This window comes from Aquincola agrisoli, from assembly GCF_036621135.1.
GTDB classification, from domain to species: domain Bacteria; phylum Pseudomonadota; class Gammaproteobacteria; order Burkholderiales; family Burkholderiaceae_C; genus Aquincola; species Aquincola agrisoli.
Genome location: NZ_JAZIBG010000054.1, coordinates 45042 through 66210, shown reverse-complemented (window position 1 = coordinate 66210; position 21169 = coordinate 45042). Strand labels below are relative to the sequence as shown.

Genomic DNA, 21169 nt, shown 5'->3' with positions numbered 1-21169 from the left:
CGGCCTCGCGTTCAGGTGGCGTGGGCCTGCGCGGCCTGCGCCGGCTCGGGGCGCACCCGCAGCGCCCAGGCCACGCCGGCCACGAGCAGCGCCACGCCCAGCAGCGTGGCCGGCGCCGGCCACTGGCCGCGCAGCAGGAAGGCGTAGGCCAGCGCGGACAGCGTCTCGAACACGATCAGCTGGCCGACCAGCGTCGTCGGTAGCCGCTGGCTCGCCTCGTTCCAGCACATCGTGCCGAGCCAGGAGGCGAAGAGGCCGATCGCCACCATCAACCCGACGAACAGGCCCGGCGTCGGCCCGAAGGGCATGGCCAGCGGCTGGGCGGTGGCCGCGTTCCATATCCACACGCCGGCGAAGCCCACGACCGCCATCGGCAGCGTGGCCACCCCCTGCGCGGTGGCCCAGCTGCGCGGGCTGCGGTCGGCATGCGCGCGCAGCCAGTCGGCATTGCGCAGCGGATACCAGGTCCAGCAGGCGACCGCCGCCACCGCCAGCAGCGCCCCGGTCGCGTAGCGGCCGAGGTCGGCCTGCGGATCGGCCCGCAGGTGCGCGATCTCGACCTGGTTGACGCAACCGATGCCGGCCGCGATGAGCGCCAGCGACGGCAGCAGCCTGAGCCAGGGCAGCCGCCCGTCACGCCGGGCGTCGCGCAGGTTGGAGCAGATCGCGATCACCACCGGCAGCGTGCCGATGATCATGGTGGGCAAGGGCCCGCCGGCGCGCTGGATCGCCGCGGCCAGGCAGATGTAGTACAGCACGTTGCCCACCAGCGAGAGCTTGGCCGCCTCGATCCAGTCCGCCCGGGTGAACTGCGCCATCCGTGCGCGGTCCAGCCACACCAGCGGCAGCGCGATCAACCCGAAGGCCAGGTAGCGGCCGAAGGCGAGCATCGCCGCGGGGTAGTCCGGCAGCAGGGAGGGTGCGACGAAGACCAAGCCCCACATGAGGCCGGCCGCAAGGGCGAAGAGGGTTCCGACGAGCATGGCGGCGCGAGTGTGCGCCAGCCGGCGGCAGCCGTCTTGAACAGGATTGCTCCGGGGCGGCTACGCCACCTGCCGCGCATAACGCGCCGGCGTCACGCCGTAGCGGCTGGCGAAGGCGCGGGTCAGGTGGGCCTGGTCGGCCAGCCCGACGGCGGCGGCCACGTCGGCCGCCCGCTCACCGGCGGCCAGGCGCCGCTTGGCATCGAAGAGGCGCAGCGCCATCAGCATCTGGTGCGGCGTGGCGCCGTGGGCCGACTTGAAGCGGCGCAGGAAATGGAAGGGGCTCAGCCCGGCCACCCCGGCCAGCATGTCGAGCGTCAGCGGCTGCGCGAGGTGGGCGTGCAGGTAATCGATCACCCGGTCGAACCGTGCCTCGCCCTCGGGCCGGGCCGGCCGGCCGATGCGCGCATGCGGCCGCAACGCCTGCACCAGGTCGAGCAGCAGGCCGTCGAACGCCAGGGGATCGGACACCTGCCACAACGCGGCCAACGTGCCGCCGAGGCGGCGCGCCAGCAGGGGATCGTGCAGCACCGCGGCGTCAAACCACCACCCGGGCTCGCCGGCCAGCTCCGCCAGCAGCGGCGCATCCAGGTAGAGCATGCGGTAGCGCCATCCGCCCGCCGTCTCGGCGCGGCCGGTGTGCAACTCGTCGGGGTTCATCAGCACCAGCGAGTCGGCCGGCGCGAGGTGCTCGGTGCCGCGGTATCGGAAGCGCTCGACGCCGCTGGCGATGGCGCCCAGCCCGAAGGCTTCGTGCGTATGCGGTTCGAACGCGTGGCGGACGATGTGCGCGCGGTACAGCTCGACGCCCTGCCGGTGCGCCGGGCGGCGGAACTCGGCCGCGTCGGCCGGATGGAGGAACTGCTCGGGCACGCCTTGCATGCGCCGATGATGGCATGCGGCGACTGCCTACATGCGTCCGAGCCGCGCACCGACGGGCCCGCAGCGGCCGGCACGGCACAGTCACTTCACCGCTGAACAGACCAGCGGACGGCGGTCCCGGTGCCGCCGCCAAACCCGAAAGGACTCAGCAATGAACAAGGACCAAGTGAAGGGCCGCGCCGAAGAAGCGAAGGGCCATGTCAAGGAAGCTGCCGGCAAGGTGGTCGGCAGCGAGAAGCTGAAGGCCGAAGGCCGCGGCGACCAGGTGGCCGGCAAGACGCAGGCCACCTACGGCGACGCCAAGGAACAAGTGAAGGATGCCCTCAAGCGGCACTGACGCGCGTTCCGCGCCTTCCACCGACCCGTGCGGGCCCCTTCAAGGGGCCCGCTTGGCGTTGGGAACCGACGCGGCCGTGCCACCCACCCGCGGCACCGGGTGCCCCTCCCCGCGGGCCAGCGCCGGGCCGCCCCAAGCAGGCCCGCGACCCGCTCGGCGGGTGGCGCCACGTACCCGTGGCACCGGGTGCCCCTCCCCGCGGGCCAGCGCCGGGCCGCCCCAAGCAGGCCCGCGACCCGCTCGGCGGGTGGGGCCACGTACCCGTGGCACCGGGTGCCCCATCACCTCGCCTTGCCCGCCTTCCAGGCATTGAGCAGCGTGTCGTAGGCGATGGTCTCGCCCTTGGGCTTCTCGTTGGCCAGCTTGGCCCACGGCGCCTGCTTGTCCGACAGCCACTTCTTCGGGTCTTCGCGCTTGTTCAGCTTGGGTGCGCACTTGGCCATGCCCGCGCGTTCCAGCCGCGCCATCACGTCGTCCATCTCCTTGGCCAGCGTGTCCATCGCGGCCTGCGGCGTCTTCTCGCCGGTGACGGCCTGGGCCACGTTCTTCCACCAGAGCTGCGCCAGCTTGGGGTAGTCGGGCACGTTGGTGCCGGTCGGGCTCCAGGCCACGCGCGCCGGGCTGCGGTAGAACTCGACCAGCCCGCCCAGCTTGGGCGCCATGTCGGTCATGGCCTTGCTCTGGATGTCGCTCTCGCGGATGGGCGTCAGGCCGACGACGGTCTTCTTCAGGCTCACGCTCTTGGCGGTGACGAACTGGGCGTACAGCCAGGCCGCGGCCGTCTTGTTGGCATCGTGGCCCTGGAAGAAGGTCCACGAGCCGACGTCCTGGTAGCCGTTCTGCATGCCCTGCTTCCAGTACGGTCCGTTGGGGCCCGGCGCCATGCGCCACTTGGGCGTGCCGTCGGCATTGACCACCGGCAGGCCGGGCTTGGTCATGTCGGCGGTGAAGGCCGTGTACCAGAAGATCTGCTGCGCGATCTGGCCCTGGGCCGGCACCGGGCCGGCTTCGCCGAAGGTCATGCCGGTGGCCTCCTTGGGCGCGTACTTCTTCATCCAGTCGACGTACTTGGTCAGCGCGTAGACGGCGGCCGGCGAATTGGTGGCGCCGCCGCGCTCCACCGCCGCACCGACCGGCGTGCACTTGTCGTCGGCCACGCGGATGCCCCACTCGTCGATCGGCAGGCCGTTGGGCGCGCCGATGTCGGCCGTGCCGGCCATGGACAGCCAGGCGTCGGTGAAGCGCCAGCCCAGCGACGGGTCCTTCTTGCCGTAGTCCATGTGGCCGTAGATCGGCTTGCCGTCCACCGTCTTCACGTCGTTGGTGAAGAACTCGGCGATGTCCTCGTAGGCGCTCCAGTTCAGCGGCACGCCCAGGTCGTAGCCGTACTTGGCCTTGAACTTGTCCTTGATCTCGGGGCGCGCGAAGAGGTCGGCGCGGAACCAGTACAGGTTGGCGAACTGCTGGTCGGGCAGCTGGTAGAGCTTGCCGTCGGGTGCCGTCGTGAACTTGGTGCCGATGAAGTCCTTCAGGTCGAGGCCCGGGTTGGTGAACTCCTTGCCCGCGCCGGCCATGTAGTCGGTCAGGTTCAGGATCTTGCCGTAGCGGTAGTGCGTGCCGATCAGGTCGGAGTCACTGATCCAGCCGTCGTAAATGCTCTTGCCCGACTGCATCGAAGTCTGCAGCTTCTCGACCACGTCGCCTTCCTGGATCAGGTCGTGCTTGACGGTGATGCCGGTGATCTCGGCGAAGGCCTTGGCCAGCGTCTTCGACTCGTATTCGTGCGTGGTGATGGTCTCGGACACGACGGAGATCTGGTTCACGCCCTTGGCCTTGAGCTTGGCGGCGGCGTCGATGAACCACTTCATCTCGGCCGCCTGCTGCTCCTTGCTGAGCGTGGACGGCTGGAACTCGCTGTCGATCCACTTCTTGGCCTCGGCCTCGCCGGCCCAGGCGGATGAGCCCGCCACCGCGAGGACCGCGGCCAGGGCGAGTGCGCTGTGACGCAACTTCATGTCTGTCTCCTCGATGTGCTTCCCCGTCTTTGCGGTTCGGTGACCACGGCCCCCGGGGAAGCTCCGGGCCGGATGACCAGGGTCGCGGGGTGCCCTACCCCTTCTTCATGATCACGGCCAGCACGGCCATCGAGAGCGCCAGGCTGATCCACACGCTGGGCTCCTGCTCCAGCGAGAACCACTCCGCCATCCGGGCGCCCAGGCCCACGAACGCCAGGTTGATGTAGGCCGCCGTCAGCAGCCCGATGAAGAGGCGGTCGCCGCGCGTGGTGGCCATCGGCAGCCAGCCCTTGCGCAGCACGGTGGGCGACTTCAGCTCCCACACGGTCATGCCGGCGAGCATCAGGACGATGCAGGTGAAAAACACCGCTACCGGGGTGGTCCAGACCATCCAGTCAAACATGTGGTGCCTCCTGTGAGGACGTTGGCAAGGCTGTCTGTGACGCGCCAAGCGCCAGGGGGGGCCGCCTCCGCTCATGTCCCCCGGTCCGGGCTGCGCCCGGCCCTCCTCCTTGACTTCGCTGCGTCGGCCACCCCTGCCACTTGGCAAGAGGCGCTGCGCCTCTTCGGTCGATAACGAGACACCGCCGCGCGGGATCAGGGGTGCGGGGTGGCTTGCGCAGCGAAGTCAAGGAGGAGGCAGCGGCCGCAGGCCGATGCCGGGGGACATGAGCGGAGCAAGCCACCCCGCGCCCCTGATCCTGAAGCACCACTCCACGCAAGTTGTATAGGCAGACCGTCATACCCGCCCCATCGCGAAGCCCTTGGCGATGTAGTGCCGCACGAACCAGATGACGATCGCGCCCGGCACGATGGTCAACACGCCCGCGGCCGCCAGGGTCGCCCAGTCCATCCCCGAGGCCGACACCGTGCGTGTCATCGTCGCGACGATGGGCTTGGCGTTGACGCTGGTCAGCGTGCGGGCCAGCAGCAGCTCGACCCAGCTGAACATGAAGCAGAAGAACGCCGCGACGCCCACGCCGGCCTTGATGAGCGGCAGGAAGATGGTGAGGAAGAAGCGGGGGAAGCTGTAGCCGTCGATGTAGGCCGTCTCGTCGATCTCGCGAGGGACGCCGCTCATGAAGCCCTCGAGGATCCACACCGCCAGCGGCACGTTGAACACCAGGTGCGCGAGCGCCACCGCGAGGTGCGTGTCCATCAGCCCGACCGTCGTGTAGAGCTGGAAGAAGGGCAGCAGGAACACGGCCGGCGGCGTCATTCGGTTGGTGAGCAGCCAGAAGAACACGTGCTTGTCGCCGAGGAAGCTGTAGCGGCTGAATGCATAGGCCGCGGGCAGCGCCACGGTGATGGAGATCACCGTGTTGATGGCGACGTAGATCAGGCTGTTGATGTAGCCCGAGTACCAGGACGGGTCGGTGAAGATGGTGCGGTAGTTGTCCCAGGTGAAATGCTGCGGCCAGAGGCTGAAGCTGGACAGGATCTCCTGGTTGGTCTTGAACGACATCATGACCATCCAGTAGATGGGCAGGATGGCGAACACCAGGTAGACGACCAGGAAGACGGCGCGCTTCTTGGACAATTCATTCATGGCCCACCCCTTCCTTGTCGGCCGTGCCCACGCGCTGCATCCAGTTGTAGAGCATGAAGCACAGCAGCAGGATGATGAGGAAGTAGATCAGCGAGAACGCCGCCGCCGGCCCGAGGTCGAACTGGCCCACGGCCTTCTGCGTGAGGTACTGGCTGAGGAACGTGGTCGCGTTGCCGGGCCCGCCGCCGGTGAGCACGAAGGGCTCGGTGTAGATCATGAAGCTGTCCATGAAGCGCAGCAGCACCGCGATCATCAGCACGCCGCGCATCTTGGGCAGCTGGATGTAGCGGAACACCGCGAGCTTGCTGGCGCCGTCGATGCGTGCGGCCTGGTAGTAGGCGTCGGGGATGCTGCGCAGCCCGGCATAACAAAGCAGCGCGACCAGCGGCGTCCAGTGCCACACGTCCATCACCAGCACGGTGAGCCAGGCGTCGGTGGCGTCGCCGGTGTAGCTGTAGTCGAAGCCGAGCTGCTCCAGCGTGTGGCCGAGCAGGCCGATGTCGGCGCGGCCGTAGATCTGCCAGATGGTGCCCACCACGTTCCACGGGATCAACAGCGACAAGGCCACCAGCACCAGCACGGCCGAGGCCTTCCAGCCCTGCGCCGGCATCGACAGCGCGAGCAGGATGCCCAACGGGATCTCCACCACCAGCACCGCGAGCGAGAACACCACCTGCCGCAGCAGCGCGCCGTGCAGCTCCTCGTCGCGCATCACGTTCGCGAACCATTCGGTGCCGACGAAGACCCGCCGCTCGGGGCTGATGATGTCCTGCACCGAGTAGTTCACCACCGTCATCAGCGGCAGGATGGCGCTGAACGCCACGCAGATGAACACCGGCAGCACCAGCAGCCAGGCCTTCTGGTTGACGGGTTTCAGGGTCGAGCTCATACCAGCGCCTCGTCTTTGTAGAAGCAGGTGTGCGGGCCCACCACCTGCAGCCAGGCGGTGCTGCCGACGGCCGGAACGTCCGCCTGCGGCGACAGGCGCGCCTTGAGCGACGCGTCGCCGATGCGGGCGGTGAGCAGCACGTAGGTGCCGATGTCCTGCACCCGTTCCACCGTGGCTGGCAAGGCGCCGGGCGCCTCGGCTTCGGCGAGCGCCACGTACTCGGGCCGCACGCCGAGCGTGAATGCGCCGGGCGCCTGCAACGCCGCCGGCAAGCCGGCCGATGCCGCCACGGGCCGGCCCGCCACGGCCAGCGTGCGTCCGTCGGAATGCGCAGGCAGGAAGTTCATGCCGGGCGAGCCGATGAAATGGCCGACGAAGGTGTGCCGCGGCCGCTCGAACAGCTCCGACGCGCTGCCCACCTGCACCGCGCGGCCGCGTGTCATCACCACCACCTGGTCGGCGAAGGTGAGCGCCTCCACCTGGTCGTGCGTGACGTAGATCAGCGTGAGCTTCAGCTCGTGGTGGATCTGCTTGAGCTTGCGCCGCAGCTGCCACTTGAGGTGCGGGTCGATCACGGTGAGCGGCTCGTCGAAGAGCACGGCGCTCACGTCCTCGCGCACCAGGCCGCGGCCCAGCGAGATCTTCTGCTTCGCATCGGCCGCCAGGCCTGCCGCGCGCTGGTCGAGCTGGCCGCTCAGCTCCAACATCTCGGCGATGCGGCCCACGCGCTGGCGGATGCGCTCGGGCGCCACGCCGCGGTTCTTCAGCGGGAAGGCGAGGTTCTCGCCCACGGTCATCGTGTCGTAGATGACCGGGAACTGGAACACCTGCGCGATGTTGCGCTCCTGCGGCGAGGCGCGCGTGACGTCGCGGTCACCGAAGCGCACCGTGCCGTGCGACGGCTGCACCAGGCCCGAGATGATGTTGAGCATCGTCGTCTTGCCGCAACCCGAGGGGCCGAGCAGCGCATAGGCGCCGCCGTCCTCGAACGTCATCTTCAGCGGCAGCAGCGCGTAGTCCGCGTCCTGCTGCGGGTCGGGCTTGTACGAGTGCGCGAGGTCGAGCTCGATGCGGGCCATGGCGGTTCAGTCCTTGCGCGCATCGGGGCGCGCAGGGGCGGCGACCAGGTCGCCCCGCGTGTCGAAGAGATAGGCCTGCGACGGGTCGAGGTGCAGGGTCACGCGGCTGCCGAGCGGCAGGTCGTGCACGCCGGTGAGCTGGGCCACCAGCTCACCGACCGCGGTGGCGGCATGGACGAAGGTGTCGGAGCCGGAGATCTCGGCCAGCTCCACCTGGCCGGGCAACGCCACGTCGCCGGCACGCGGCTGCACGCGCAGCGCCGAAGCGCGGATGCCCACCGTGACGCTGCCGGCGGCCGCGGCGGCAGGCGGCAACGAGGCCGGCCACGGCAGCACCAGGCCGCCCGCGAGCTGCACGCCGGCCGCCGTGCCCTGGCCGGGCAGCAGGTTCATCGGCGGGTCGCTGAAGGCGCGCGCCACGCGGATCGAGCACGGGCGGTGGAACACCTCCGCGGTGGGGCCGTACTGCAGCAGCTCGCCGGCGTCCATCACCGCGGTGTGGCCGCCCAGCAGCAGCGCCTCGGTGGGCTCGGTGGTGGCGTAGACCACGGTGGCATCGCCGCCCGCGAAGAGGCTGACCAACTCCTCCCGCAGTTCTTCGCGCAGCTTGTAGTCGAGGTTGACCAGCGGTTCGTCGAGCAGCAGCAGCGGTGCGCCCTTGGCCAGCGCGCGGGCCATCGCCACGCGCTGCTGCTGGCCGCCCGAGAGCTCGGCCGGCAGCCGCTGCAGGAAGGGCTCGATGTGCAGCCGCGCGGCCAGCGCCTGCACGCGCTGCGCGATGGCGGCGCGGTCGAGCCGGCCCTGCAGCTTGAGCGGCGACGCGATGTTCTCGGCCACCGTCATCGACGGGTAGTTGATGAACTGCTGGTAGACCATCGCGACGTTGCGCTCGCGCACCGGCACGCCGGTGACGTCGCGGCCATCGACGGTGATGCGGCCCTGCGAGGGCGTGTCGAGCCCGGCCATCAGCCGCATCAGCGAGGTCTTGCCGGCCTGCGTGGCACCGAGCAGCACGGTGACGGCGCGCGGCTGCAGCGTCAGGTCGAGCGGATAGAGGTGGGTGCTGGCACCCACCTGCTGGCCGACGCGTTCGAGTTGGAGTTGCATCGGGGCCTTCAGGCGGACGGGGCGGCCGGCACCTCGGGTGCAGGCGAGGACACACGCTGCGCAGCGGATGCAGCCGCGGCTTCGGCGGGATGGTGGACGGCCCACCAGTCGGCCACGGCCTGGCGGCCGGCGGCGTCGAGATGCAGGCCGAGCTTGGTGCGGCGCCACAGCACGTCGTCGGCGCTGCGGGCCCATTCCTCGTCGTGCAGGTAGCGCAGCTCAACCTCGAACAGATGCGGTGCGACCTCGGGACCCAGCGCGGCCAGCGTGTCGGCCTGCGGCGGCACGATGAGCGCCACCCGCGTGCCGTAGCTGCGGGCCCAGCGGCGGCGCAGCGGCGCGGGCAGCCAGGGGTAGGTTCGCGCCAGCGTGGCGTCGAAGCGAGGGATGGCGTCGGGCTGCGCCACCGGCCGCGCGGCCTGCGCGCGCCGGGCCGCGGCGGGCGCCGACATGCCGGGCGGCTCGTGGCCGGGGCCGGCCCATGCGGCGATGTCGCCGCCGGGCATCAGCGCCGAGGCCGTCCACGCAGGCTGCCGCAGGCCGAGCGGCGCCTGCAGCAGGTCGGCCGCCTCCTCGGCCAGCTTGCGGAACGTGGTGATCTTGCCGCCCCACACGCTGAGCAGCGGCGCGGCGTGCAGGTCGAGGTCGAGCAGGTAGTCGCGCGTGACGGCCGACGCGTCGCTCGACTCGTCGTCGAGCAGCGGGCGCACGCCGGAATAAGTCCACACCACGTCGGCCGGCCGCACGCCGCGGGCGAAGTAGCGGCTGGCCTGCTCGCAGAGGTAGCGCACCTCGCCGTCGTCGATGGCCGCCTGGCCGATGGCGCCGTGGTGCTCGACGTCGGTGGTGCCGATCAGCGTGAACGCGTCTTCGTAGGGGATCGCGAAGATGATGCGCTTGTCGGGGTTCTGGAAGATGTAGGCGTGGTCGTGCTCGAACATGCGCGGCACGACGATGTGCGAACCCTTGACCAGCCGCAGGCTCTTGGTGCCCTGCAGCCCGGCCTGCTGGCGCAGGAACTGGGCCGTCCACGGGCCCGCGGCGTTGACCAGCGCGCGCGCCTGCACGGCCTGGGTGCGCCCGTCGGCATGCCGCAGCGTGGCGCGCCAGCCGTTCACGCCGCGCTCGGCCTGCGTGCAGGCACAGCGGGTGAAGACCTGCGCGCCGTGGGCCCGGGCATCGAGCGCGTTCAGCACCACGAGCCGCGCGTCGTCGACCCAGCCGTCGGAATACACGAAGCCCTTGGTGAAGCCCGGCTTCAGCGGCCGGCCGGCGGCGTGGCTGCGCAGGTCGACCGTGCGCGAGCCGGGCAGCACCTCGCGCTTGGCCAAGTGGTCGTACAGGAACAGGCCCGCGCGGATCATCCACACCGGCCGCAGGAAGTTGGCGCGCGGATCGTGCGGCATCACGAAGCGCAGCGGCCACATGATGTGCGGCGCGCTCTTGATGAGCACCTCGCGCTCGGCCAGCGCCTTGCGCACGAGCGAGAACTCGTAGTACTCGAGGTAGCGCAGGCCGCCGTGGACCAGTTTGGTGGACGACGACGAGGTGTGCTGCGCCAGATCGTGCTGCTCGCACAGCACGACGCTTGCGCCGCGGCCGGCCAGGTCGCGGGCGATGCCGGCACCGTTGATGCCGCCGCCGACGACGAGCACGTCGCACGACAGGGCTTCGGCGCTGGGGGGCGGCGGCTTCACGTGTCGGTGTCTCCTGCCGGCCGGACGGGACGGCCGTTCGTTTGATGTTCGTTTTGAGCGCGTTATCGCGCATCTTTTTTCGTTTTAACCTGTGACGCCGAGCTTGGCAAGTAGGCAAAGCGTGGGCGCCGGTCACGGCGGCGGGGGTCTAACCTCGCGCCCGTGGCCACCCCGTTGAATCCCAACCCCCGGCAGGAGGGCATGCTGGCGCTCGTCAAGGCGCTCGGCACCGCGTCGGTCGAGACGCTCGCCGAACACTTCGGCGTCACGCTGCAGACCGTGCGGCGCGACGTGCGGCTGCTCGCCGACGCGGGCCTGCTCGCGCGCTTCCACGGCGGCGCGCGGGTGCCCAGCTCGACGGTCGAGAACATCGCCTACCGCCAGCGCCAGCAGCTCAACGACGACGCCAAGCGCCGCATCGCGCAGGCGGTCGCCCAGGCGATCCCCGACGGCTGCTCGCTGATCCTCAACATCGGCACCACCACCGAGGCCATCGCCCATGCGCTGCTGCAGCGCCGCGGCCTGCGCGTGATCACCAACAACCTGAACGTCGCGGCGATCCTCTCCGGCAACCCGGATTGCGAGGTGATCGTCGCCGGGGGCGTGGTGCGATCGCGCGACCGCGGCATCGTCGGCGAGGCGACGGTCGACTTCATCCGCCAGTTCAAGGTCGACATCGGCGTGATCGGCATCTCGGCGATCGAGGACGACGGCACGCTGCGCGACTTCGACTACCGCGAGGTGAAGGTGGCGCGCGCGATCCTCGAACACTCCCGGGAGATCTGGCTCGCCGCCGACCGCAGCAAGTTCAACCGCCCGGCGATGGTGGAACTGGGCCGGCTGGAACAGGTCGACCGGCTGTTCACCGACCAACCGCCGCCGCCGCCCTTCGTGCACCTGCTGGCCGAGGCCGGCGTGCAGTGCGTGGTGGCCGACGGCCCCCATGCCGCAGGAGACGACACCCCATGACCCCCCGCTACCTGCTGGCGCTCGACCAGGGCACGTCCAGTTCGCGCAGCATCGTGTTCGATCGCCACGGCACCATCGTCGCGATGGCGCAGCGCGAGTTCCGCCAGATCTATCCCCACCCTGGCTGGGTCGAGCACGACCCCCGCGAGATATGGAGCTCGCAGCTCGCCACCGCGCGCGAGGCGATGGCCGCTGCGCGGCTGGCCCCCGCCGACCTGGCGGCGATCGGCATCACCAACCAGCGCGAGACCACGCTGCTGTGGAACCGGCGCACCGGCGAGCCCATCCACAACGCCATCGTGTGGCAGGACCGGCGGGCCGAGCCGCTGTGCGCCGAGCTGCGGGAGGCGGGCCTGGGCCCGCGCGTGCAAGAGGCCACGGGGCTGGTGATCGATGCCTATTTCTCCGCCACCAAGCTGCGCTGGCTGCTCGACAACGTGGGCGGCGCCCGCGAGGCGGCCGAACGCGGCGAGCTCGCCTTCGGCACGGTCGACAGCTGGCTGCTGTGGCAGCTGACCCGCGGGAAGGTGCACGCCACCGACGTCAGCAACGCGTCGCGCTCCATGCTGTTCGACATCCGCCGCAATGCCTGGGACGAGGAGTTGCTGCGGCTGCTGAAGGTGCCCGCCGCCGTGCTGCCGCAGGTGCACCCTTCCAGCCACCTCTTCGGCACGGCGGAGGCCGAGTTCCTTGGGGCGCCGGTGCCCATCGCCGGCATCGCGGGCGACCAGCAGAGCGCGCTGTTCGGGCAGGCCTGCTTCGCGCCCGGGCTGGCGAAGAACACCTACGGCACCGGCTGCTTCATGCTGATGCCGATGGGCACCCGCTTCGAGACCTCGTCCAACGGGCTGATCACCACGGCGGCGGCACAGCCGGACACGACGCCGCAGTTCGCCTTCGAGGGCAGCGTCTTCATCGGCGGCGCGGTGGTGCAGTGGCTGCGCGACGGCCTGCGCGCCATCGAGAGCAGCGCCCAGGTGCAGGCGCTGGCCGAGAGCGTGCCGGATGCCGGGGGCGTGGTGTTCGTGCCGGCCTTCACCGGCCTGGGGGCACCGTACTGGCAGGCGGACGCGCGGGGGGCCATCGTCGGCATCACCCGCGGCACGACGGTGGCGCACATCGCACGCGCGGCGCTGGAAAGCATCGCGTTCCAGAGCGCGGCGCTGCTGCAGGCGATGAGCCGCGACGCGGTGGCCGCGGGCGGCGCGCCGGTGACGGAACTGCGCGTGGACGGCGGGGCCTGCGTCAACGACCTGCTGATGCAGTTCCAGGCCGACCTGCTGGGCGTGCCGGTGGTGCGGCCGCAGGTCATCGAGACCACCGCGCTCGGTGCGGCCTACCTGGCCGGCCTGGCCACCGGCGTGTACGGCAGCCTGGACGAGCTGAGCGCGCAATGGCAGGTGCAGCGGCGCTTCCTGCCGACGCTGCCGCGCGACAGGGCGCAGGCCCTGATGGCCGGCTGGGAGCACGCCGTGCGGCAGGCCACCGCGCCGTGATCCGGCCGGTTCAGCGTGGCGGCGCCTGCAGCCCGGGGCCGTCGAACACCAGCGCGTCGGCCCGCAGGCGCAGGGCGGTGGCATCCGCGTCGGCCAGGGCCGCGAAGGCCTCCGGCGCGGCCCGCACGTCGCCCACGACGACCGTGCGCAGGTCCTGCGCCTTCCAGCGCCGAACAGCAAAGTCGCGCACCTGCGCCGGCGTCACGGCGAGGATCTCCGGCACGTAGTTGGCCAGGTCGGCCAGCGGCCGGCCCTGCGCCCATTGGCCGGCCACGAGGGAAGCCACGCCGCCGTTGGTCTCGAGCCGGCGCGAGAAGCTGCCCACCAGCGTGGCCTGCCGCGCCGCCAGTTCCTCGGCGGACGGCGGCGCCTGGCCCAGGCGCAGCACTTCGTCGCGCAGCAGGCCGGCCACCTGGGCGGCGTTGCGGTGGTCGGTCTGTGCACTGGCCTGCCAGGCGCCGCCCTCGGGATGCATCTCCACACTGGTGCCGGCGCCGTAGCTGAGGCCGCGCCGGATGCGCACCTCCTGGTTGAGCCGCGCCGAGTAGCCGCCGCCCAGCACCGCGTTGGCGACCTGGGCCGCGCGCAGTTCGGGCCGGTCGTCGGACGACAGCGACGTGAAGGGCGCCAGCACGATGACGGCGCTCTGGCCTGCGCCGGGCAGGTCCACCAGCACGCTGCGCGGGGACAGCGGCGCGCCGACGCCGTCGCGCCTCGGCAAAGGGTTCATGCGGTTCGGGCGCCAGCCGCCGAAGTGGCGCTCGGCCAGGGCCTGGCCCTGTTCGGGGGTGATGTCGCCTGCCAGCACCAGCAGGCTCTGCCCGGGCCGGTAGCCCTGGCGGTGGAAACCGACGACCTCGTCCCGCGTCAAGCGCTGAAGGGATGCGGCGCTGGTCACGGCGCCATAGGCGCCGCCGCCCCAGTAGAGGCGCCGCGCCACCCGGTCGGCGATGCTGCCGGGGTCGCTCTCGGCCACGCGCAGGTTGTCGACCGCCTGGACCCGCAGCCGCTCGAGCTCCTGCGGCTGCAGCAGCGGGCTGCGCAATGCATCGCTCATCAGCGCGAGCGCGGCGTCCAGGCGGGGTGGGGTCACCGTCATGCCGACGCTGCTGGAGCGCCAGCCGCTGCCGGCGTCGAGCGAGCCGCCCAGGGCCTCGGCCTGGCGGGCGATCTCCGGCGCGCCGACGGGCCGTCCGCCACGCTCCGCGCCCTTGGTCAGCAGCCCGGCGACCAGTTCGGCCAGGCCGGCGCCATCGGGCGGATCGGATTCGGCACCGACACGCACCAGCAGCGTGGCGCTGACCAGCGGCAGGCCCCGGCGCGGTGCGACAACCACCGTCATGCCGTTGGGCAGGCGCTCCTCGTGCAGCGGCGGGATGGACACGGGGCGCGGCGGGCCGGGCGGCGGGGGTGCGTCGAGCGCGGGATCGGCCGCCTGCGCCGGGCGGGCTCCCAGCAAGGCGGCGGCCGGCAGTCCGGCGAGCAGTTCACGGCGGCGGATCATGGCCGGCCTCCCTGGGGGGTGGATGACGCGGCGGGCGGCGGGGCGCCACCGTCGGCACGGGTGTAGGTGAGCGTGACGCGCCGGCCCTCTAGGACGTGGCGGCGCAGCACTCGCTGCACGTCGGCCGCCCGGACGGCCTGCAGGCGCTGCAGCTCACGGTCGGCCTGCGCCGCGTCGCCGTGGTTCACCACCGCCCAACCCGCGGCGGCGGCGCGGCCCTGCGGCGTCTGCCGCTCCAGCAGGGCCGCGGTGAGCAGTTGCGTGCGCACCTTGTCGAGTTCGGCGGGGGCGATGGGCCCGCGCGCCAGGGATTCGATCTCGCGCATCAGCGCCTTCTCGAGCGCCGGCAGCTGCTCGCCCGCCGGCTTGCCGCCGACCGCGATCGCGTAGGCCAGCAACATCCCGGCGTCGGCGTGCAGCCGGGTCTGGAAGCCGGAGGCCTGCGCGCTGCGGGCCCGGTACACGAGGGCCTGGTTCAGCCGCGACGAATCGCCGCCCGACAGCAGGGCCGAGGCCACGTCGAGCGCCGCAGCGTCGTCGGAGCGGGCGGGCGGGCCCTGCCAGACCAGCGCCACGGCGGGCAGCGGCACGTTGGGGGCCTGCAGCGCGATGCGCGCGTCGCGCAGGCGGTGAGGCTCCTGGACGGTCACGCGCGGGATGGGCGCCTCGGGCCGCGCCAGGCGGCCGAAATAGCGGTCGACCGCCGCGTCGAACGCCTCGGCATCGAGGTCCCCGGCCACGATCAGCACCGCGTTGTCGGGCCGATAGTAGGTGCGGTGGAAGGCGCGCACGTCGTCGAGGCCGGCGGCGTCGAGGTCCTCGATGCTGCCGACGACCGGCCGGCGGTACGGATGGACCTCGAAGGCGGCCGAGGGGAGTGCGTTGAACAGGCGGCCGTACGGACTGGCCAGCACACGCTGGCGCAACTCCTCCTGGACGACCGCGCGTTCGCTGTCGAAGCTGGCCTGGTCCACCTCGAGGTTCGACATGCGCTCCGCCTCCGCCCACAGCAGCCGCTCGAGATGGTTGGACGGCACCTCGCTCTGGTAGGCGGTGACGTCCTCGGCCGTGAAGGCGTTGTTCTGGCCGCCGACGTCCTCCGTCAGGCGGTCGAACATCTCGTTGGCCATGTGCCGCGTTCGCTTGAACATCATGTGCTCGAACAGATGCGCAAAGCCCGAGCGGCCCGGCGGGTCGTCCCTGCCGCCCACGCGGTACCAGACCTGCACGCTGACGGTGGCGGTACCGCGGTCGGGCAGCGCGATGACCTGCAGGCCGTTGGCCAGCGTGCGCTGGCGCAGGCCCAGGGCCGGCAGTGACACGGCAGGCGAGGGGCCGGCAGGCGCCGCGATCGCGGGCAGGGCCCCTGCGGCGCCGGCGGCCAGCGCGCCCAGGCCCTGCAGGGTACGCCGGCGGGAAGGCAATAGGAGGGATGTCATGCAGGCATGCTAGCCCGCGGACATTGAGCGATGGTTAAGCGGTGAAACCGGCTCAGCCGCGATCGACCCGGATCGCCAGGCGGTTCATCAGGTCGTACAGCGTCGGGCGGCTGACCCCCAGCAGCTCCGAGGCCTTGACGATGTTGCCGTTGGCACGTGCCAGCGCGGTGAGGATGGTCTCGCGCTCGGCGGCCTCGCGTGCCAGCCGCAGGTCGAGCGAGCGGTCGGCGGCATCGGCCTGCACCTCGACGTCGGGCAAGCCCATGTCGTCGCGGGTGATGCGGTCGCCGTCGGCCATGATGGTGGCGCGCTTGACCACGCTGACCAGCTCCCGCACGTTGCCCGGCCAGGGGTAGGCCTCGATGGCCCGGACGGCGTCTTCCGCGAAGCGCATCGTGGTGCGCTGCTCCTGGGCGAAGCGCTTCAGGAAGGCATGCGCCAGCAGCGCCGGGTCGCCCACGCGGCTGCGCAGCGGCGGGATCGTCACCACGATCTCGGCCAGGCGGTAGTAGAGATCCTCGCGGAAGCGGTTCTCGCCGATCAGGGCCTTCAGGTCCTGGTGCGTCGCACAGACCACCCGCACGTCGACCGCGATCGACTGCCGGGCGCCGATGCGCTCGATGGTGCGCTCCTGCAGGAACCGCAGCAGCTTGGCCTGCAGCGAGTGAGGCAGGTCGCCGATCTCGTCGAACATCAGCGTGCCGCCGTGCGCCGTCTCGATGCGGCCCGGCGTGGTCTTGACCGCGCCGGTGAAGGCGCCCTTCTCGTAACCGAAGAGTTCGCTCTCGAGCAGGTTCTCGGGGATGGCCGCGCAGTTGATCGCGACGAACTTGCCGCTGCGCCGCGAGGCCTGGTGCAGCGCCTGCGCCAGCACTTCCTTGCCGGTACCGCTTTCGCCCAGCAGCATCACGCTGGCATTGCTGGGCGCGACCTTCTCGACCATGCGGCAGATGCGCAGCATCTCGGGATCGCGGGTCATCACGCCCTGCGTTGCCTCGCCGGTGCGCATGTCGCGCAGGCGGGTGTTCTCGGCCTGCAGTTCGTGCAGGCGCAGCGCCCGTTCGACCGTGAGGTTCAGCAACTCGACATCGAACGGCTTGGCGAGGAAATCGTAGGCGCCGAGGTCGATCGCACGCAGTGCGTTGGCGCGGTCGTTCTGCCCCGTCAGCACCACCACCTTCACGTCGGGGTCGATGTCGAGCAGCTTCTCGAGTAGCGCAAAACCTTCGGACACCGAATCCTTGTCGGGCGGCAGCCCCAGGTCCATCGTGACGACGGGCGGAAGGCAGCGGCGGAACTGCACCAGCGCGCTCTCGCGGTCCGACGCGGCGACGGACTCAAAACGATCCAGCGACCACTTGATCTGCTTCTGCAGCGCCAGATCGTCTTCGACGATCAACAGCTGGGGAGACTTCGCTGTGTTCATGGGGCGCTCATCAGGTCGGCTTCGGGCCCGATCTTCGCATCATGCAGGGGCAGCGAAATGGTGATGGTCGTGCCGCGGCCGATTTCGCTGTCCACTTCGATGTGCCCGCCGAGTTCCTTCACGTACTGGAAGCTCTCGTAGGCGCCGATGCCCATGCCGGCCGCCTTGGTGGTGCTGAAGGGTTTGAAGAGCCGCGTGTTCACGAACTCGGGGCTCATGCCCTGGCCGGTGTCGGCCACCACCAAGCGCGCGCGCTCACGGTCGTGCTCCAGCCGCAGTTCCACGCGGCCCTCCGGCGGCGTGGCTTCCAGCGCGTTCTGCACCACATGCCCGACGATGCGGGCGAGCCGGTCTTCCTGGCCTCGCACCCACACCGGGCCCTGCACAGCGAGTTGCAGCTGGCGGCCGCGGGCGGCCGCCATCGAGGACGCCTGCTCGGCGATGGGTGTCAGGTCGACGCCACACACGACGCCAAGCGGCTTGTCGCCTTCCCTCAGTTGCTGAAGCAGCGTCTCCATCTTCTCCAGCGAACTTTCGACCGTCATCAGCATGTCCTGCTGGAACTCGGGGTTGTTTCTCAGGCGCTTGGCGTTCTGCATCATCAGCGACAGCTGCGTGATGATGTTCTTTAGATCGTGGACGACGAAGGCCGACATCCGGTGGAACGCGTCGAATTTCTGCGCCTCCAGCAGGGCCTCCGTTGCCCGGGTCTGCGCGAGGAAACTGGCAGCCTGGCGGCTCGCCGTCTTCAGTAAATCGCGCACCTCCCAGGTGACTTCCAGCGGATTGGGCGGCCGCCTGAGCACGACGAAGCCGAGCAACTCGTCGGTTCCAACGAACAGCGGCACGATCAACCACAGGTCCTGCCGCTCCAGCAGCCACGGCGGTATCTCGAGGTTCTTGTAGCGAGCGGCGTGGGCGCGGTACTCGTCCAGATCGATGATCCAACCGGAATCGGACAAGAAGCGGCACAGCGCGGAATCGGCAGGCTCGCGCGCCGATATCGGCGGGGTATTCCATCGCGCCGTCAAGGTGTACTCCCGCCCGCCCGGCGAGGTGGCCCAGATGCCCCCTCCCGGGCACTGCAGCATGTCGGCCAACCCCTGAATCACCCGTTCGCCCATGCCCTGCGATACCTGATCACCCGACAGGCGAGCGGTGAATCTCAGCCATTCCGCACGGTAATCGTAGCGGTAGGCGAAAAAGTGCTTGGCGACGAAGACGCGCAACTTCGCGCGCAACGAACCCGACAACACCAGCAATGCCAGGACCAGCAAAGCCACACACACCACGGCCAGTTTGAGCGCCTGCCCCCAATCGCCTCCGAAATACTGGACGTAATACCCGACCGCCGCGATGAACAGCAGGTAGGCCCCCACCAGCATCAGGGTCGCCGTGTGCAGCACAACGGCACGCGACATCTGGGCGCTGGCGCGCCAGTCCGCATGCCTGCGGGCGGCGAGGAACAGCAAAGGCGTGGCCAACGCGTGCACTGCACCGCGTACCGCCAAGCCGACCTCGTCGAGTGCGCCGAAGAGCAGGGCAATGGAGTAGATGTAGATATCGAAGAGGAATACGCAGCCCAGTCCGAGGCACAAGGGCTTGATGTTCCAGTAGAACTCGCGGGGCGTCCGTCGAAACAGCTGTTCCAGCAGGATCATCCCGAACACGGGAAGCATCAGCTGCGCCAGATAGGGGAAACGGCCGAGTGCGAAGGGGGCCTCTTCGGCGACCACCTCGAGCGCCTGGGCCACCGCACTGGCCGCCAGCAGCAACGCGGCCATGCCACCCAGGCCCTTGAATCCCGACAAGCCCGGCAGCGCCGGCTGCAGCACCTTGATCAGGCACACCAGGATCAGCGCGTAACGCAGCGTGTCGAGCACGCCCGTCAATCGCTGCACGGCAACGCTTTCCCACGTGAGCGCGGCAAACGCGCTGGCTGCCCACACGCTCGACACGACGGCCGCCCACATCAGCAACCGCAGCATGTCGGGGTGGCTGGAAAACGGCCTGCCCAGCCGCCGCAAGCTCACTGCCAGTGCCATGTACACGGTGGCAGCCAAACCCCAGCCGTAAACCGCAAGATCAACCAAAGGGGCGCCCCCAAAGAACAAGCAGCTGCCGAACCCGAACGTTCGGCAGCTGCAGCGTCCTGCCTGCGAAATTCATGCAGCTATCGTGCGCCTTTACCCGTCAGCACCACCGCCACGGTTTCGAACAGGATGAGCAGATCCAGGAAAAGGGTGTGATTCTTGACGTAGTAAAGATCGTATTGCAGCTTCTCCTGGGAATCTTCCACCGTCGCGCCATAGTGGTAACGGACCTGCGCCCAACCGGTAACACCGGGTTTGATGCTGTGACGCACCGCGTAGTATGGAATTTCCTGGGTCAGCTTGTCGACGAAGAAAGGGCGCTCCGGCCGAGGCCCGACAATACTCATTTCGCCTTTGAGCACATTGAACAGCTGAGGCAGTTCGTCGATGCGCACCTTCCGGATGACGCGACCGACGCTCGTCACGCGGTCGTCGGCCGCCGTGGCCCACCGCGGCTTGCCGTCCTTCTCGGCATCGTTGCGCATGCTGCGGAACTTGACCACATCGAACGGCACGCCGTTCAACCCGACACGCTGCTGGCGGTAGAACACCGGCCCCGGACTTTCCAGCTTGATCAGGACCATGGTCACGAGCATCACGGGCGCGGAGACCAGCAACAACACCGTGGCGGAGACGATGTCGAAGAGCCGTTTGACGGCAGTCCGGAAGAAGCCCTGGTCGAATCCGTCGCCGAAGATGAGCCAGCCCGCGTTGACGTAGTCGAGCCGGAGCTTGCCCAGCGTTTTTTCGAAATGGGTGGAGATGTCGGACACGCGGATGCCCTGGATCTTGCAATCCAGCAGGTCGCGCAGGGGCATGTTGCCACCGCGGCGCTCGGTGACGGCGACGACGATCTCCGACACGCCCGCCTTGAGGGCAGTTTGCGCGAGCGACTGGCCGGCGACGATCTGGGACGGCGCGACCGCCACTTGCTGTTCGTTGGGCGCCGAAAAGTAGCCCACGATCTCCGCAGTCGGGTCCGAGGCGCGCAGCGTTTCACCCACCAGCTTCGCTGCAGGCCCGGAACCGAGCACGAGGATCCGCGTGCGGGTACCGGCCTTCACGCCTGCGTGCGCCGCATACACACGGTGCAGCAACACCGCAGCGACGGCAATGACGGCCGACAGCGACAGGGCGCTGCTGTTCTCGACACTTTCAGGCAGCGTCGAGAAGATCCCGTAGGCCAGGGGCAGGGCGATCAGCGCGGCCAGCCCCGCCCGCGCCAGGGTCTCCGTGAACGACCGATTGTGCGCTTGGCGATAAAACCCCGATGCGATGTTGATCAGGAAAATACAAATCGCCAGGGAGAAACTCAACGTGGCGGTCGCCGACAGCAGGAACTGGCTGTGTTGCCGCCCGAAGAACACTGCGCCCATCACCGCTGTGACGATCAATCCAAAGTCGAACAACACCTGCATCAGGATGCGGCGATGGATATAGTGATTAAATACGCGAATCACAAACATACCCCCAATATGGACCGATACTTCCGGCAATATTAAAAAAGCCGACGAAGCGGCAAACCAAGTGCGGCGAAGGCTGTGATGTCAATTCGCCAGAAAACGGATCAAAACTCCAGATCGTTTCAAGAGCGAGAGGTGGCGCGCCGCAAAGGGCTGCGTCGTGGGTGACGGGCGCGACCCACCTGGCGTTGCAGGTGGGTAGGTCGGTTGTAGCAGCATGAAATGACAGTATCCACCCCCA

The 21169-nt window shown here is 69.6% G+C and carries 17 protein-coding genes; 3 read left to right on the top strand and 14 right to left on the bottom strand.

Annotated elements, in window-relative coordinates; genetic code table 11:
- Positions 1–11: 11 nt before the first annotated feature.
- Both V4F39_RS24455 and V4F39_RS24450 read right to left on the bottom strand, forming a co-directional pair.
- Positions 12–983, bottom strand: coding sequence for a DMT family transporter (locus V4F39_RS24455; protein ID WP_332292758.1), 972 nt, complete (start codon positions 981–983; stop codon positions 12–14).
- A 60-nt stretch (positions 984–1043) separates the two neighbouring features.
- On the bottom strand, positions 1044–1865 hold the full coding sequence (locus V4F39_RS24450; protein ID WP_332292757.1) for an AraC family transcriptional regulator: 822 nt from the start codon (positions 1863–1865) through the stop codon (positions 1044–1046).
- Positions 1866–2016: 151 nt separating this feature from the next.
- Between V4F39_RS24450 and V4F39_RS24445 the strand changes: the two genes are divergently transcribed.
- Entirely contained in the window at positions 2017–2202 is a 186-nt protein-coding gene (locus tag V4F39_RS24445) for a CsbD family protein (protein ID WP_332292756.1), read from the top strand.
- Between the two features lie 281 nt (positions 2203–2483).
- Here the strand turns inward: V4F39_RS24445 and V4F39_RS24440 are convergent, their stop codons facing one another.
- The 7 genes from V4F39_RS24440 to glpD all read right to left on the bottom strand — a co-directional run bounded on the left by V4F39_RS24440 (position 2484) and on the right by glpD (position 10538).
- Positions 2484–4217, bottom strand: coding sequence for an ABC transporter substrate-binding protein (locus V4F39_RS24440; protein WP_332292755.1), 1734 nt, complete (start codon positions 4215–4217; stop codon positions 2484–2486).
- Between the two features lie 94 nt (positions 4218–4311).
- Positions 4312–4620 (bottom strand): DUF2160 domain-containing protein, encoded by a 309-nt coding sequence (locus tag V4F39_RS24435; RefSeq protein ID WP_332292754.1) that lies wholly within the window; start codon positions 4618–4620, stop codon positions 4312–4314.
- 336 nt (positions 4621–4956) lie between these two features.
- Complete coding sequence (locus V4F39_RS24430; protein ID WP_332292753.1) at positions 4957–5766, bottom strand: carbohydrate ABC transporter permease; 810 nt, start codon at positions 5764–5766, stop codon at positions 4957–4959.
- The gene (locus V4F39_RS24425; protein ID WP_332292752.1) at positions 5759–6655 is read right to left on the bottom strand and encodes a carbohydrate ABC transporter permease; all 897 of its coding nucleotides are present in this window, start codon (positions 6653–6655) and stop codon (positions 5759–5761) included. The genes V4F39_RS24430 and V4F39_RS24425 overlap by 8 nt, the downstream gene beginning before the upstream one ends.
- The gene (locus V4F39_RS24420; RefSeq protein WP_332292751.1) at positions 6652–7734 is read right to left on the bottom strand and encodes an ABC transporter ATP-binding protein; all 1083 of its coding nucleotides are present in this window, start codon (positions 7732–7734) and stop codon (positions 6652–6654) included. Before V4F39_RS24420 ends, V4F39_RS24425 begins: the two co-directional genes overlap by 4 nt.
- A gap of 6 nt (positions 7735–7740) precedes the next feature.
- Positions 7741–8841, bottom strand: coding sequence for an ABC transporter ATP-binding protein (locus V4F39_RS24415; protein ID WP_332292750.1), 1101 nt, complete (start codon positions 8839–8841; stop codon positions 7741–7743).
- Positions 8842–8849: 8 nt separating this feature from the next.
- Positions 8850–10538 (bottom strand): glycerol-3-phosphate dehydrogenase, encoded by a 1689-nt coding sequence (gene glpD, locus V4F39_RS24410; RefSeq protein ID WP_332292749.1) that lies wholly within the window; start codon positions 10536–10538, stop codon positions 8850–8852.
- Between the two features lie 201 nt (positions 10539–10739).
- On the opposite strand from glpD, the gene V4F39_RS24405 reads away from it, so the two are divergent.
- Positions 10740–11507 (top strand): DeoR/GlpR family DNA-binding transcription regulator, encoded by a 768-nt coding sequence (locus tag V4F39_RS24405; protein WP_378235100.1) that lies wholly within the window; start codon positions 10740–10742, stop codon positions 11505–11507.
- Positions 11504–13003, top strand: a complete 1500-nt coding sequence (gene glpK, locus V4F39_RS24400) for a glycerol kinase GlpK (protein ID WP_332292748.1) — start codon at positions 11504–11506, stop codon at positions 13001–13003. Before V4F39_RS24405 ends, glpK begins: the two co-directional genes overlap by 4 nt.
- Positions 13004–13013: 10 nt before the next feature.
- Here glpK and V4F39_RS24395 read toward each other — a convergent pair whose 3' ends face one another.
- The 5 genes from V4F39_RS24395 to V4F39_RS24375 all read right to left on the bottom strand — a co-directional run bounded on the left by V4F39_RS24395 (position 13014) and on the right by V4F39_RS24375 (position 20931).
- Complete coding sequence (locus tag V4F39_RS24395; RefSeq protein ID WP_332292747.1) at positions 13014–14507, bottom strand: M16 family metallopeptidase; 1494 nt, start codon at positions 14505–14507, stop codon at positions 13014–13016.
- A complete protein-coding gene (locus V4F39_RS24390; RefSeq protein ID WP_332292746.1) occupies positions 14504–15946 on the bottom strand; it encodes a M16 family metallopeptidase in 1443 nt (480 codons plus the stop codon). The genes V4F39_RS24395 and V4F39_RS24390 overlap by 4 nt, the downstream gene beginning before the upstream one ends.
- A 52-nt stretch (positions 15947–15998) precedes the next feature.
- A complete protein-coding gene (gene prsR, locus V4F39_RS24385; RefSeq protein ID WP_332292745.1) occupies positions 15999–17372 on the bottom strand; it encodes a PEP-CTERM-box response regulator transcription factor in 1374 nt (457 codons plus the stop codon).
- Entirely contained in the window at positions 17369–19435 is a 2067-nt protein-coding gene (gene prsK, locus V4F39_RS24380; RefSeq protein ID WP_332292744.1) for an XrtA/PEP-CTERM system histidine kinase PrsK, read from the bottom strand. The genes prsR and prsK overlap by 4 nt, the downstream gene beginning before the upstream one ends.
- A 110-nt stretch (positions 19436–19545) precedes the next feature.
- Positions 19546–20931 carry a TIGR03013 family XrtA/PEP-CTERM system glycosyltransferase gene (locus V4F39_RS24375; RefSeq protein ID WP_332292742.1) on the bottom strand — a complete coding sequence of 462 codons (1386 nt, stop codon included), beginning with the start codon at positions 20929–20931 and terminating at the stop codon, positions 19546–19548.
- Positions 20932–21169: the final 238 nt, after the last annotated feature.